This window comes from Butyrivibrio sp. WCD2001, assembly GCF_000424485.1.
Lineage (GTDB): Bacteria > Bacillota > Clostridia > Lachnospirales > Lachnospiraceae > Butyrivibrio.
Map to the genome: position 1 here is coordinate 21,374 of NZ_AUJZ01000024.1, position 14,108 is coordinate 35,481.

The 14,108-nt window shown below is 36.5% G+C and carries 12 protein-coding genes and 1 pseudogene; 11 read left to right on the top strand and 2 right to left on the bottom strand.

Annotation, left to right across the window (positions count from 1 at the left end; genetic code table 11):
- The 10 genes from G630_RS0115575 to G630_RS0115620 all read left to right on the top strand — a co-directional run bounded on the left by G630_RS0115575 (position 1) and on the right by G630_RS0115620 (position 11,683).
- Positions 1-1,767, top strand: coding sequence for a hypothetical protein (locus G630_RS0115575; RefSeq protein WP_026499120.1), 1,767 nt, complete (start codon positions 1-3; stop codon positions 1,765-1,767).
- A gap of 25 nt (positions 1,768-1,792) precedes the next feature.
- Entirely contained in the window at positions 1,793-2,758 is a 966-nt protein-coding gene (locus G630_RS0115580; RefSeq protein WP_044959518.1) for a glycosyltransferase family 2 protein, read from the top strand.
- A complete protein-coding gene (locus tag G630_RS0115585) occupies positions 2,745-3,752 on the top strand; it encodes an NAD-dependent epimerase/dehydratase family protein (protein ID WP_026499122.1) in 1,008 nt (335 codons plus the stop codon). The genes G630_RS0115580 and G630_RS0115585 overlap by 14 nt, the downstream gene beginning before the upstream one ends.
- On the top strand, positions 3,749-4,807 hold the full coding sequence (locus G630_RS0115590) for a hypothetical protein (RefSeq protein ID WP_026499123.1): 1,059 nt from the start codon (positions 3,749-3,751) through the stop codon (positions 4,805-4,807). The genes G630_RS0115585 and G630_RS0115590 overlap by 4 nt, the downstream gene beginning before the upstream one ends.
- On the top strand, positions 4,807-6,462 hold the full coding sequence (locus G630_RS0115595; RefSeq protein WP_026499124.1) for a thiamine pyrophosphate-binding protein: 1,656 nt from the start codon (positions 4,807-4,809) through the stop codon (positions 6,460-6,462). The genes G630_RS0115590 and G630_RS0115595 overlap by 1 nt, the downstream gene beginning before the upstream one ends.
- A gap of 10 nt (positions 6,463-6,472) precedes the next feature.
- The gene (locus tag G630_RS0115600) at positions 6,473-8,236 is read left to right on the top strand and encodes a 1-deoxy-D-xylulose-5-phosphate synthase (protein ID WP_026499125.1); all 1,764 of its coding nucleotides are present in this window, start codon (positions 6,473-6,475) and stop codon (positions 8,234-8,236) included.
- A 5-nt stretch (positions 8,237-8,241) separates the two neighbouring features.
- Positions 8,242-8,817 (top strand): NUDIX domain-containing protein, encoded by a 576-nt coding sequence (locus G630_RS22230; RefSeq protein ID WP_049946256.1) that lies wholly within the window; start codon positions 8,242-8,244, stop codon positions 8,815-8,817.
- A gap of 61 nt (positions 8,818-8,878) precedes the next feature.
- Positions 8,879-9,646 (top strand): glucose-1-phosphate cytidylyltransferase, encoded by a 768-nt coding sequence (gene rfbF / locus G630_RS0115610; RefSeq protein WP_026499126.1) that lies wholly within the window; start codon positions 8,879-8,881, stop codon positions 9,644-9,646.
- 60 nt (positions 9,647-9,706) lie between these two features.
- Positions 9,707-10,615, top strand: a complete 909-nt coding sequence (locus G630_RS23840; RefSeq protein WP_049946257.1) for a hypothetical protein — start codon at positions 9,707-9,709, stop codon at positions 10,613-10,615.
- Between the two features lie 483 nt (positions 10,616-11,098).
- Complete coding sequence (locus G630_RS0115620) at positions 11,099-11,683, top strand: NYN domain-containing protein (protein WP_026499127.1); 585 nt, start codon at positions 11,099-11,101, stop codon at positions 11,681-11,683.
- Positions 11,684-11,949: 266 nt separating this feature from the next.
- Here the strand turns inward: G630_RS0115620 and G630_RS0115625 are convergent, their stop codons facing one another.
- Positions 11,950-13,311 (bottom strand): AAA family ATPase, encoded by a 1,362-nt coding sequence (locus tag G630_RS0115625; protein ID WP_026499128.1) that lies wholly within the window; start codon positions 13,309-13,311, stop codon positions 11,950-11,952.
- Between the two features lie 254 nt (positions 13,312-13,565).
- On the opposite strand from G630_RS0115625, the gene G630_RS0115630 reads away from it, so the two are divergent.
- On the top strand, positions 13,566-13,790 hold the full coding sequence (locus tag G630_RS0115630; protein WP_026499129.1) for a hypothetical protein: 225 nt from the start codon (positions 13,566-13,568) through the stop codon (positions 13,788-13,790).
- A 136-nt stretch (positions 13,791-13,926) separates the two neighbouring features.
- Here the strand turns inward: G630_RS0115630 and G630_RS25120 are convergent.
- Positions 13,927-14,108 (bottom strand): annotated as a pseudogene (locus tag G630_RS25120) (ExeA family protein); the annotation flags it as partial.

The following is a 14,108-nucleotide window of genomic DNA, read 5'->3' on the forward strand; positions in this document are numbered from 1 at the left end:
ATGAAAGAACGAGGAAACACAATAAATATAAGAATAATAGGCGGAGCATTATTATCATTGATCATTCCGTTGGCAATAGTGCTTATTGCAGTCAGGGCATGGGAGACCAACTTTTGTCTGGAGGACTCATTTGGCGGCGATGGAATGTTGTGCCAGCTTCTTATAAAAAGTATTGCAAATAATGGTATTAGAGGTCTTTGGATAGACAATTATTTAGGAGCTCCGGAATTATCATCGCTTGTGGACACTCCTTTTTTGGATCTTCCAATGGGCATGGAAATATTCATGCTTACCAGAGTAATTAAATCTACCAGAGCTGTTTTGTGGGCCATGTATATTATTTCTTATCCCTGCATAGGGGTGTTTATGTATGTGCTGGTGACCAGAAAACTAACTGATTATCAGGTTCTTAACGCTGCCATTGCTATAGCATATTCCATAGCTCCATATCATTTTATTAGAGCGATGGGGCATTCGACTCTTTCAAGATATTATTCTGTACCAATTTGTGTTTTTATATCTATGTTAATAATTGAGGAAGAGTATCGGAAGGGCTCTCCGGTGAGATATGGTAAGTTTAAAACAATATGTATGTATTTACTGTGCCTATTATTGGGCTTATCCAATATATACTACGCATTTTTCGGCTTAGTATGTATTTTTTCCGCGGTGCTAATTAAAATATTAAGAACTAAGAGTGTAAGGGTGTTATGGAATGAGGCTTTGGCAGTATATTTTACTCTTTTAGGTGTGTTTATAGGCCTGTTTCCCCATATCTATTATACAATTAAATATGGTGAAAATAGTGTTGCAGGTGTCAGATATCCACAAGAAACTGAGATGTTTGCGCTTAAGATTATACAGTTGGTTTTACCATGCGGTTATAACCGTATACCATTTCTTAGAAATATGAATACAGCTTATAGTACTGCTGCTTTTAATATAAATGAAAATGGTATGGCATCGTTAGGATTATTAGCCACGATAGGTTTTATTTGTGCTTGTGGTATAATAGTGAGTAAATTTGCTTTTGATAATAATGAAAGAACAGATAGACCATCAAGAAGATTGACGCTTTTTTCCTTTTTGATTTTAGTGTTGATTGTCTATTCAATGGGTGGTGGAATTGGCACTATAGTTGCGTATCTGATTACTCCGGAGATTCGGGCATTAAACAGATGCAGCATTGTCATTTCGTGCCTGTCGCTTTGCGTTTTGAATATCCTGGTGGGCAAACTGTATGACTTTTCAAAACGAAATAAGACACTGCTAGCATTTTATTCAATTGTGTTAATGGCAGTTGGATTGACTTTATACTCGGAGGTTCGTATATCAGATAAGGGTTGGCAGGAACCATTGAAAGAAAGAAATGAAATATGTCATAGATTTTTTGATGATGTTCAAAATTCATTGGAGAAAGGAACGCTAATATATCAGCTTCCGCATACCGATTTTCCTGAATCTCTCCCGAGTGGAACTATGACATTTTACGAACCGGCTTTGGCATATGTTATGACAGACGGGTTCATGTGGAGCTATGGTGGAATTATGGGGAGAGATACAAAGGCCCATGATTTATATATTGATGATGGTATTAGTGATGATTTTGTTAATGGTATAAAGGAAGCCGGTTTTACTGCGGTCTATATAGACACAAAAGGATATGATGATGGTGGAGAGGAAATCATAAGTTTCTATTCGGATGAGCTTGGCTTGTCACCAATTATATCTGACGACGCAAGCTTATATTTATATGTATTAAATTAGACACGTGAAGGGGAAGTATTAAGTGATGGAACAAAAGAAAACGATAAGTATTGTTGTACCAACGTTCAATGAAATTGAGAATGCTGTTCCGGTAGCCAATGCGTTAATTGGAGAGATTACAACAAATCTTCCGGAGTATGATTATGAGCTGTTATTTATTGATAATAATTCAACGGATGGAACTCGTGATGCGATTAGACAGTTGTGTGCCGGTAATAAGCATATAAAAGCAATTTTTAATCTTAAAAATTTTGGACCGGATAATTCGCCGTATTATGGAATGCTTCAGGCAACCGGAGATTGCGTTATTTTATTTACAGCAGATTTTCAGGATCCCCTGGACATGATTCATAAGATGGTCAGAGAGTGGGAAAAGGGACATAAAGTTATTACTGCTATAAAGGCATCGAGCCAGGAAAATGGAATAACAAGGTTTTTCCGCTCTGTTTATTACAAGGCTATCAGAAAGATATCGAACACAGAAATAATTGAGCATTTTACCGGATTTGGACTATATGATCGATCATTTATGGATGTTCTTAGGACACTTGACGATCCAATCCCTTTTTTGAGAGGTATTGTAGCTGAGTTTAGTGAAGATAGACTTGAAATGCCATATGAACAATTAAAAAGACGAGCAGGGAAAAGTCATATTAAATTTTTCTCTTTATATGACATAGCAATGAGAAGTATTACTTCATACACCAAAATAGGGCTTAGATTAGCAACTTTTGGCGGGTTTGCTGTTGCAATAGTTTCATTCATTGTTGCGATAATTTATTTTATTTATAAGCTTACGCATTGGGATAGCTTTAGTGCAGGTATGGCACCGGTTACTATAGGTATGTTCTTTTTGGGTGCTGTTCAGCTCTCATTTTTGGGATTACTTGGAGAATATGTAATGAGTATTAATCTCAGAATTATGAACAGACCTATTGTTATAGAGTCAGAACGTATTAACTTTGATGAGAAGGAAAATGAAGATGTTTAAGGGTAAAAGGGCATTAGTGATAGGGGCGAGCGGACTTATAGGCAGTAGCCTAGTCAGTGAGCTTTTGAATAATAATGCAGAAGTGGTTGCAATGGGACGCAGCCGAAATAAACTGGAAGAAGTCTTTTCGTGCTATCAGGATGAAAAAAGGTTTAGTATTTGTGAAGGCGATATCAATTCGGGAATCGATAAAGGACTCGGTTTTTTTGATTATGTATTTCAGGCAGCAAGCCCTATATCCGGAGCTGAAATTAAGGAGCGCCCATTAGATACTATTGATGCAAATTTATCCGGAGTACGGTACTGTTTGGAGTATTTAAAAGATATTAAGGAGAAGACGGGAAAGAGTGGCAGACTTGTAGTTTTTTCATCTGCAACAGTATACGGAAATGTTGATAGTGATACTAAGAGTTTTTCGGAAGATAGTACTGATAATGGAGAAAAACTTTCTGCTTCTGCTATAGCATATTCTGAATCAAAACGAATGATAGAAGTGATAGCCGGAGCATATGCAAAGCAGTTTGATTTGGATATATGTATTATAAGACCAAGCTATGTCTATGGGTATTCATATAATATGCCTAATACCGCTTTCTATGAATTTATCAGGAAAGCCATACATGGTGAGGATATCGTTATACATGCTGATAGGATGGCAAAACGAGATAATATATATGTTAGCGATGTTGTAAGTGGCATTATGAAAGTTGCTCTAAACGGCGTAAAAGGCGAAGCATATAATATTGCAACAAATGGAGAAGGGGGAAATTATTTATCTGCCTGTGAAATGGCAGAGATTGTTAAGGACTGCGTAAACAAGGAGTATGGAAAGAATATTTCGGTTATTTATGCAAAAAAGCAATGTGAGAGTGTGCCGGGAGTTCTTTTGAATAATGATAAGCTTAAGAAGTTAGGCTGGAATCTTACTGTAGACGCAACTACGGGAATTTTTGAAACTGTTAAGAAGTATTATGAAAATGAGGTTGTATTGTGAGTAATATTAAGTTTTATGATGAGATAAAGGTTTTGGATTGTACTCTCCGAGATGGAGGGTTTGCTCTGGAAGATGCAGACAAAAACGGAATTAAAACTGAAGTGTTTTCAAAAGATCAGCGCTCGGTGATTGCAGATCATTTGGTTGAAACCAATGCGGAAATAATTGAAGTCGGGGCAATTGAAGTGTCTCCTAATTGCAAAAAGGGATTTGCAATTTATCAGAATATTGAAGATATTTCTGCAATCCTTCCTCAAAAGTCTGATGAGAATCAGCTTTTTGCTGCGTTTTATCGTGGTCCGGATATATCAATGGATAGTATCCCTGATTGGAAGCCGGGAATGATTGACGCTCCAAGAGTGTGTATCAGATACTCCGAGATAGAGAAGTCACTGGATTTTTGTGAAGGTTTATGCAAAAAGGGATATAAAGTCTTTATTCAGCCGATGGTAACGGTCAGATACACAGAAGACCAGTTGGATCTGCTTGTTAAGCGTGCAAACGAAATGGGCGCCTATGCGCTGTATTTTGTAGATAGTTATGGATATATGACATCTAAAGACGTCAGCTATTATTTTAATAAGTTTAATGATGGCTTGGATAAGAATATTAGAATTGGATTTCATGCTCATAACAATATGGAGATGGCTTTTTCAAATGTTTCTCATTTTATCAGAAACAGAGGAGAGAGAAGGGTAATCGTAGATTCATGCGCTACCGGAATGGGACAGGGAACAGGAAATGTCCAGACTGAGGTAGTTATGAATTATTTAAACAATGAATATGATAAAGAGTATGATCTTAACAGAATATTCGAAGTTTGTGATATTGTTAATGATTTTAATGTTGATCAATTGTGGGGATATTCAACAGCGAGATTTATCCCTGCAATAAATAAAACAGCATATAAATATGCAATGTCATTAAAAAATCAATATAAAATGGGGCTGTCGGATATTCAGAATGTTCTGAAAAATATGCCGGAGGATCTCAGATATAGATATACACCGGATAATACGAAAGAGTTGCTCAAAAGAGTAAAGGATAAAATGTGATGACAGGTGCTGAATTTGTAGTTGATACTATTACTCAAATGGGAACGACAGATGTTTTTGGTATACCTGGGGCAGTTGTTTTGGATTTTCTTTATGCTGCAGAAGCGAATCCTGATATCAATATTCATTTAAATTATCATGAACAGATGTCATCCTATGCAGCTATAGGCTATGCGCAGTCATCAGGTAAGCTCGGCGTCGCATATTCTACACGTGGACCGGGTGTAACTAATATGATGACGGCTATTGCGGAAGCGTATTTTGAGTCTGTTGCCGTGCTGTTTCTAACAGCTCATTCGAATAATGATGTTTCAAAGCAGCGTTTTGTAGCTGATCAGGAAGTGGATTTTACGGCTTCAATTAAACCATTTAGTAAAATGGCGGTTCGAATTAATTCTGTAGATGAATTAAAGGAAGTTTTTCCAAAGGCATGTAAATTGGCAGTGACCGGTCGAAGAGGACCGGTGTTCATTGATTTGGATACATCACTGTTTCGGGAACCTTTGGAGGGGAGTTTGATAATTAAGGAAGAGCCTAATCAAGAGGTGGATTCTGACTTATCAGTCATTTCTGAGGGGCTGAAATTATCTAAACGGCCCGTTATATTGGTAGGGGACGGTGTCAGACAGACAGATTCTATCAATGAAATTTTAGGATTTGCGCGAAGAAATGAGATTCCTATTTTATCCAGCAGAGGTTCACAGGATATTTTTGCCGGAAGTGAGTTTTATTATGGGTACGTTGGAAGTCATGGCATAAGATATAGTAATTTTATTATGTCAAAGGCAGATTTGCTGATATGTCTTGGAAATAGGTTGTCGTTCCCCTTAAAATCGAAGAGTTATAAAAGCATTTATGAGAATGCAAAAATTATTAGGATTGATGTAGATGAATACGAATTGGAAAAGGTAATTCCCAATAGTATTTCGATAAGAGCAGATATAAAAGATATTAAAAAGTATATTGAGAAAATTGAACTCAACCCGTATTCAGAGTGGTTGCAAGTTTGCGATGAATTGAAACGGCAGCTTAACGAAGAGGATGTTACTGAAAATGTTTCTAAAGTGGCTGAAGTACTAAGCTTGATAAATACATCTTCGTCAATTGTTTCTGATGTTGGTAACAATGAGTTTTTGGTATCACGAGCATATGAGATGGTTCATCCTGACGCGCCATTGTTCTTTTCAAGATCATTTGGGACACTTGGAATAGGAATAGGCAAAGCGATTGGTATTTATTATGCAACGCATAAGCCTGTTGTTTGCTTTATTGGCGATCAGGGATTTCAATATAATAGCCAGGAGCTTCAATTTATTTCACAATGGAAATTGCCCATATCTGTCGTTGTGTTAAATAACAATGCTTCAGCGATGATACGTGATAAGGAACTACAGAAATATGGTTCTCCGTTGCATACAACAATTGAAACTGGATACGCAACACCGAATTTTGAAAAATTGGCGGATGCGTATAGAGTTGAGTATGTCGATGCCGTTAGAAGTGATTATATGCTGTTAAATGGCAAACCAATGTTGATAGAAGTAAAATTGAATTCTGATGAAAAGTTGGTACCTTCTTTGCCTATAGGGAAACCATGTCAGGACATGAGTCCGGAACTTGATAGAGACAGGTACAGTAGATTAAATAATTTGTGAGGTAGAAGGAATGTATATAGAAAATATTAGTGGTCCTGCTGATTTGAAAAAACTAACTATGGAACAGTGTAAGGATCTAGCAGCAGAGATAAGAGAACTTCTTCTTAGCAGAGCAAGTCAGATAGGTGGACATGTTGGTTCAAATTTAGGTATGGTTGAGGCAACAATAGCTCTTCACTATGTTTTTAATTCTCCTGTAGATAAATTTGTATTTGATGTATCTCATCAATCATATACTCACAAGATTCTTACGGGTAGAAAGTATGGATTTATGGATTCTGCGAGATATTCGGAAGTTAGTGGATATACAAATCCGGAAGAAAGCGAGCATGACCTTTTTCAGGTAGGGCATACGGCGACATCAATTAGTCTGGCCAGTGGATTGGCAAAGGCTAGGGATATTCGTGGAACAAAAGAGAATATTATTGCTGTTATTGGTGATGGATCCATGAGCGGCGGAGAAGCGTTGGAAGGTCTGGACTTCTCAGCGTCAGAGCTTAAGAGTAATTTTATTGTACTTTTTAATGATAATGGCATGTCCATAGCAGATAACCATGGAGGAATTTACAAGAACTTCCATGATCTGAAGAACAAAGATGGAAATGCGGATGATAATATGTTTAAGGCTCTTGGTTATGAGTATATCTTTGTGAAGGATGGTAACGATGTTGAGAGCATGATTGAGGTTTTCAAGAAAGTTAAGGACACGGATCATCCTGTGGTTATACATATGTCCACAATCAAAGGAAAGGGATACGAGCCTGCAGAGAAGGATAAGGAATCATGGCATTGGAGAAAGCCCTTTAATCTTGAAACAGGTGAATTAAAGAGCGATTTTAATGGAGAGCGTTATGATAGGGTGATGCGTGATCATCTGCTTGAGAAGATGGCTGAAGATTCCGAAGTTGTGACTATGATAGCAGCTGTTCCGGATTCTTTGAATTTTACGGCAGAACATAGAAAGAAAGCCGGCAAGCAGTTTGTTGACGTTGGAATAGCTGAAGAACATGCGGTAGCTATGGCAGCAGGACTTGCAAAGAATGGTTGCAAACCGGTATTTGCTACTATGTCTACATTTTTCCAAAGAACTTATGATCAGATATCGCAGGAGCTTTGTATTAATAACTGTCCTGCTACTCTTTTGGTCATAAATGCATCAGTTTATTCTGTTAATGATGTAACTCACATTGGAATCTTTGATATTCCGATGATGTCAAATATTCCTAATTTGGTATATCTCGCTCCTACTAACAAGCAGGAATATCTTGCTATGGTTGACTGGAGTATTGATCAAAAGGATCATCCGGTGGCTATAAGAGCGCCCAGAAACGGTGTATTTTATGCTGAGGGTGATGTGGATAAGGATTATAGTGAGTTAAATAAATACAAGGTTTCAAAGAGTGGAGAATGTATAGCTGTTTTGGCACTCGGTGATTTCTTCCAGATGGGAGAAGAACTTGTCAAATCGATTGAGGAGACATTTGGAATTACAGCAACATTGATTAATCCTAGATATATCACCGGAGTTGATACAGAACTTCTTTCTAAACTGGAAGAAAACCATGACTTGATTATAACTTTGGAAGATGGCGTTGTTGAAGGCGGATGGGGACAAAAGATTGCAAGTTTCTATGGCCCTAGTGATATAAAAGTCATGAATTATGGATTGAGAAAAGAGTTCATAGACAGATATAATCTTAACGAGGTAATGGAGAAAAATCATCTTCGAGTAGATTTGATCATAGAGGATGTAAAGAACCTCAAAATGTTTTAATAGTTATGAAGAAAAGTGAAGATAAAGTTATAGATAACCTTGTCGAAGAGTTACAAAATGAGCTTCAGAATCAGGGCATTGATCCTAGAAATGGCTTACCCGAATCATTGTTTTTGTTGTTATCATCGTTGACACCAATTCCGAATATAGATCTTTTTGTAACGGACTCAAGTGGAAGATTTTTACTTAGTTGGAGAGACGATAAAATTTATGGATCGGGATGGCACATTCCAGGAGGCTGTATACGTATGCTTGAAACTATGGAGCATCGTATACAAATGACAGCAGAGAATGAATTGGGCACAGGGGTTATCTGTAACAACATTCCGGTATTAACTATAGAATCCATTAAAGATGATGATGTTAATGCAGGCAGTAGAGTACGTGCTCATCATATTTGTATACTGTTTAAGTGTGAGTTGCCGGAAGGGTATTCGATTGAAGAATATAATAAGGGCAAAAAGGAAAATGAGTCTGGGTATTTAAAGTGGTTTGATGAGGTACCGGATGATTTTCTGCCGGTGCAGGTGCCATTGTATAAGAAGTATATTGAGAAATGGCTGAGTGATGGTTGTGAATAACATATAGTAGTTTATAATTATTTCAAGACCATATTATAGAAAAAGAAAAGGGGAAATAGCAGTGAAAGTTGTAATTTTAGCAGGTGGTTATGGAACAAGAATTTCAGAGGAGTCACAGTATAAGCCCAAGCCGATGATTGAACTTGGTGAGCAGCCGATTCTCTGGCACATTATGAAGTATTATGCTTCTTATGGCTATGATGAGTTTATTATTCTTGCAGGATATAAGCAGTATGTTATTAAGGAGTATTTTGCAGATTATTTCCTGCATAATTCAGATATTACCTTCGATCTTACATCAAACAACATGACTGTTCATAACAATAATTCCGAGAAGTGGAAGGTAACAGTTGTTGATACAGGTCTTAACACCATGACCGGTGGACGTGTGAAGAGGGTCCAGGAATATATCGGAAATGAGCCGTTCATGCTTACCTATGGTGACGGCGTATGTGATGTTGATCTTGATGCACTTAAGAAGTTCCATGAGGAGCACGGCAAGATTGCAACTATTACTATGGCAAGTATCGCTCAGCAGAAGGGTGTGCTTGATGTCAGCAAAGGTGTCATCAAGTCCTTCCGTGAGAAAGATGACCTTGATGGAGCACTGATCAATGGTGGTTTCATGGTGCTCAATCCTGAGATATTCAATTATCTTGAAGGTGATAAGACTATCCTTGAGCAGGAACCTATGAAGAAGCTTGCAGCCGAAGGCCAGCTAATGGGCTTCAGACACGATGGCTTCTGGCAGTGCATGGATACCCAGAGGGAGAAGCAGAAGCTTGAGGAACTGTGGGAGAGCGGCCAGGCACCTTGGAAGAGATGGTAATAATTACTACATATAAAATCAAAGACTATTAAAAAGGGTCCTGGGAAGGATGGGAAGATAATGGGCAATAGAGACGATTTTGCTGAACATGTGAAGAATGTTCTTAGAGACAGAGTAGGCGGTTTTTGTTCAAATCCATCCTGTCAGGCTCCAACTACTGGACCACATACTGATCCATCCAAGAAGACTTCTATTGGAAAAGCAGCTCATATTACTGCAGCGGCTCCAGGTGGTCCAAGGTATAATCCAGACCTTACACCCAAACAACGATCAAGTGCTGATAATGGAATATGGTTGTGCTCTAATTGTGCAGATCTTATAGACAAAGATGAAGTTTCATATCCAATTGATACTTTATTAACATGGAAGGCTCAAGCTGAGTTGGAGCAAAGGAAGAGATTGCTGAATCCCAACTATAGAGGCGGAAGCACTACTATCAATAATCATGTAGTCATAAATGCAGCACCCAACAATAACGTTATAGTCACAATAAATTTGTGGAAGGAGCTTGGGAAAAATCTTGAGGATTACCAACATGCCTTAGATTATGCGTACGGAGTGTGGGAAGGTAATTTTAAAGATAAGTATCCCAATATTCACAAGTGCGATGATCAGATGTTTAATTTTGAAATTCAGGATTTACAGAATGAGATTGATGCATATGGGGGAAATTTATATAGGGATCAGTTCAGGATTATTAGTAAGGACTTTTCTGACAGTAAGAATGCGTTGGCTGAGACGTTATCAAAATTATCTATAGAAATGACCAAAGATTTATATGACAAAATGGTAGAGTACATGAATTGTATGATGTTCCATTATGAAACTGATGGGATTGGCTTGGTAGATTATTACTGGAGTAGCTTCTTTAGGTGTCTTGATAAAAATTATAAAAGGATGAATGAGTTAAAAAATCATATTGATAGCTTGGTTCGGAAAGAATATAATGCAGCAAAGCAAAAAGCATAATAGACATTGGTACCGGCCATTTCAAAACATGTGAACGGTTGTTTGAAAAGATGGACAGGCGTTTTCTTTTGGGGTAAAACCGCGTAAGATGGGAAGTGATAAATAATTACTTAGCATTTAGCTGAATCAGGATAGTTTAAATATATTTGAAGTTGAATGCTGTTATGATATTCGGTTTTATACCGATATACTAATAGAGGGAATAGTAATAAACTCCACGTTATTGTGGAAGTAATCCTGCAACAAAGTAGTTGGTTTTTAGTTCATAGAGTTAAATTCAACTTTTATAGGAAATAATTATATGTTACGAATTTATTATAATTAAATAAGAGATTTTTAATTGACAAATATACTATTTGTGTTCATAATATAGTTCTCACAGGAGTTTGGTACTCAGAGATGAGCCAATCTCCTACAAAGATACCAAACGGGCTTATGTCTATACGGCATAAGCCCCTTAGATTTTTTAGTCAGGAGTTTTATATGCTTAGAGGAATGATGTTTGTTGACCATATGAATTTTGATATAGCGTTGCAAAACTACTATAAATCAATTGGAAAACAGACGCCAAAGCTCGATTATAGCGTTTTATTTAAAAAAATAGTAATGCATTCTGGGCTCAATGTTGATCTTATTAAAACATATATCTTTATTCCAAAGCCAGACACATTTCTAATGAATGATATAAATCTTAATAAGTATTATAATTGGGCTTCTAAATTATGTAACTCGCCATATATTGATGTGGTAGAAGGAAATTATGTAGCTAGACCAGTCTCGGATAAAAAGATGGATATAACCGACCATGATACTTATTATAAAGTTGAAAAAGGTACGGATGTAAATTTATCCTTATATACTTTGACAAAGGCTTTTTACAATGCCTATGATGTTGCATTTGTAGCGAGTGCAGATACAGATTATTTAAAAGTATATGAAACTATCCAAGACTTGGGGAAACTGGTAAATGTTGTAGCTATTAAAGAACAGAATATTCAGAGAATAAGAGGTAATGTAGATAACATAGTAACACTGGATGATTCTTTCTTTTCAGGATGTATTAGGTGATTTTCAACTTCCTGGAGAAGTAACGCTCAAAGAAAAAACTCCTAGAATGAGTTAATGTGGAAGGCGGAGCAAAATCATCAAAAATTGCTGGAGTACACCCATTTCTGCTATTATCCAAGTTTGATTGTTTGGGGACTAGATGCTACAGTAAAAGTGGTTCTTGTCACTATGAAGAATCTGCAAACAAGGTACGTCAAAGGCTTTGTTAATGGTCGAAGTTTATTCACAAGGAGACTGATTATTCGACGGCATATTCTCTGTGATAATTATTTTATGCGTTGTATTTTTTTTTCGTTAAAGGTATGAGTTTCCTCAATAGTTCCATCGAAAAGAGCAGCATAAATACTTTTGTCTGCTCTTAACTTATATTTCTCCATGGATTTTATACTTGAGTAGCCATCAGCGTTTTTCTTTAAAAAGCAGATTTCGTCATTTCTTAAAATATCAGAAGCATATATACGGGATTCATGGGTAGTAAATATTAGCTGTGTGTTCCTCGTTTCTGCAAGGTTTAAAAAGGTTTCTATCAATTTTACAGTTATAACTGGGTGGAGACAACGATCAAGTTCATCTATGACATATACAGCGTTGTGGTTAGGTGATAAAAGAATTTCTACCAAGTCAAGTAAACGTGCAGTTCCATCAGATTCTTCACTAAGTGAGTAATAAATATTCTCCTTTTCGTGACTAAATTCAATTGTTGTTATGGTAATATTATTATCATCATCGATAAAAAAGTTATAAAATTTTTTTTCGGCTCTTGCAAAAATGCAAGGATTATCGGTGTGGTTTTTTCTTGTGGCATTCTTTTTTTCTAAAGTCGATATGATTTTTGTATAAATATCTTCGGAGATGTCATTTTTTACTACATCGCAAGGTACATGTACAATTTTTAATTGCTTTATTCCGGTATCCAAAGCATTCAAAATATCTGCTATCTCATTAAGGTTTGTATCCTTAAAATATGGGTATCCGGATAATATTGTCTGTGGATAGCTTATAGTTAATTTGGTTTTAAACCATCTGTAAATACTTCTGAGTATCGTTAAATCAGGATTATCTTCGTACATCTTTCCTTTTCCATGATTAATAATATTCAAAAAAAGCATATTTGTATCTTCTAATGAATCGTTGCCATATATGTTTAGTTTGTCAATGGATGATTTAGTCTTGAAAAAATCGCCCACATAAAAAGAGGCATTATCAGTATTTCTTTTAAAAATATAGATTTGTTTTCCGGATCTTTTTGTTTCATACATATATTCATTGGTTATTTTTGCCTCAGACAGAATAATAAAGAAACCATATGTTATTAGTCTTTCTTCTATGAGCAGCTTTATTTCAAAGGCCGTTTCTTTACTTACATTCTCAGGATAGTTTCTGAAATACCAATTAGAAAACCCCCGTGGAAAATCACCTGTGATGCATGACTGCATAAAATTGATAGCATGTAATAAGTTTGACTTTCCGGATGCATTTGGACCGGAAATGGCTTTGCATTTCAGATATTTGTTTCCGTTATGTATGTATAATCTGGAACTATATTTTCTTGCCTTACCAGCAGTCATAGAAAAAGAAACCTTCTCATTAAATGATAGGAAATTAGAAACCGAAAATTCGATTAACATATAATGCACCTCTGGTTGACACTCAAAATGGCTGAATATAATGGATAATTTTATGATAGAATAAACGACTATAACTGTCAAATAGCATCAGATATTTTAAATTAAGTTATAAAATAGTGTGATTAAACGATTTTATCGATATATCCATTGACTTATGCACTTTTTGGAACTATAATCCAATAAAAATTCACTTGGAACTCGGGCAAACGGGTGATAATGGTAGTGAGGGAAAGATAACAGGGGGAATTATATTTATGAAAGAAAATCTTATTGCAGGTACGGTTACAATAAATGCGCGCATAGTATCGTTTGTGGCAGATGGGTATAAATTTACTATGTTGAACGTGGACAATGAATCTCCTATTACAATTAAAGCCGATGATGCGGGGTTTACATGGGGGAGAACATTTGATAATCGACTGATTGCAATCTACATCGGAAAAGAGATTACAATAAGTGTTGTCCGGCACATTAAATGAGTCCTCAATCTTCACTTTAAATGAGGCTGCATAGGGTGTCAGACAAAGGGTTCAGTCAGATTGTTTGACACCTGATTTTCAGATTATATAAATGAAATCATCCCTCACGCACTTTAAATGAGTGAGGGATATAATCCTAACCAAGTTCGCAGTCATTGACTGCCTGCATGACGATGTCGGTTGTAATGAGATCAGCTTTGGCGCTGTCACCTATAAGGAGGCTGGCGTTACAGTACTTGTTTATGAGACGCGGAGTTCCATCAGCTGCGTTGAGTATTGCTTCTATTGCTGCATCATCAAAGATGGTCTGATTACAGC

Excerpts from the sequence above, each read along its gene's own strand:
- G630_RS0115575 (WP_026499120.1), top strand. The coding sequence starts at position 1 with ATGAAAGAACGAGGAAACACAATAAATATAAGAATAATAGGCGGAGCA.
- G630_RS0115625 (WP_026499128.1), bottom strand. The coding sequence starts at position 13,311 with ATGTTAATCGAATTTTCGGTTTCTAATTTCCTATCATTTAATGAGAAG.
- G630_RS0115595 (WP_026499124.1), top strand. The coding sequence starts at position 4,807 with ATGACAGGTGCTGAATTTGTAGTTGATACTATTACTCAAATGGGAACG.
- G630_RS0115630 (WP_026499129.1), top strand. The coding sequence starts at position 13,566 with ATGAAAGAAAATCTTATTGCAGGTACGGTTACAATAAATGCGCGCATA.
- G630_RS0115600 (WP_026499125.1), top strand. The coding sequence starts at position 6,473 with ATGTATATAGAAAATATTAGTGGTCCTGCTGATTTGAAAAAACTAACT.
- G630_RS0115580 (WP_044959518.1), top strand. The coding sequence starts at position 1,793 with ATGGAACAAAAGAAAACGATAAGTATTGTTGTACCAACGTTCAATGAA.
- G630_RS22230 (WP_049946256.1), top strand. The coding sequence starts at position 8,242 with ATGAAGAAAAGTGAAGATAAAGTTATAGATAACCTTGTCGAAGAGTTA.
- G630_RS23840 (WP_049946257.1), top strand. The coding sequence starts at position 9,707 with ATGGGCAATAGAGACGATTTTGCTGAACATGTGAAGAATGTTCTTAGA.
- G630_RS0115620 (WP_026499127.1), top strand. The coding sequence starts at position 11,099 with ATGCTTAGAGGAATGATGTTTGTTGACCATATGAATTTTGATATAGCG.
- G630_RS0115585 (WP_026499122.1), top strand. The coding sequence starts at position 2,745 with ATGAAGATGTTTAAGGGTAAAAGGGCATTAGTGATAGGGGCGAGCGGA.